The 255-nt window shown below is 51.4% G+C and carries 1 pseudogene; it reads right to left on the bottom strand.

The annotated features are described in order from the left end of the window. A pseudogene (locus MMG82_RS21510) lies at positions 1–255 on the bottom strand (IS4 family transposase); the annotation flags it as partial.

Raw genomic sequence — 255 nt, 5'->3', positions numbered from 1 at the left:
TCTCTTTTTCCTCGTAAGGGCGAGTAGCATGTTGGCGGCGTTGCCCGCGCTTAGTGATATCCCGCGTCCAACGCTGTTGCTCAATCAGCCCAACGACTTGCTGGCTTTGCGGTGAAAACAGCAAGATTGAATGCGCCAGAATGGCACGGTTTTTATCCCCTTGATTGGTATGACCTAACTCCTCCCTGACACTGTCATGCTTGTAAGTCAGCGAGGTGGTATCCTCTAGTGCTAACAAGATGTCATGCTCTCGAG

It is taken from the genome of Shewanella sp. MM_2022_3, assembly GCF_022557375.1.
Lineage (GTDB): Bacteria > Pseudomonadota > Gammaproteobacteria > Enterobacterales > Shewanellaceae > Shewanella > Shewanella xiamenensis.
Note: the sequence above shows the minus strand (reverse complement) of the source record. Positions and strands in the feature narration are given on the sequence as shown.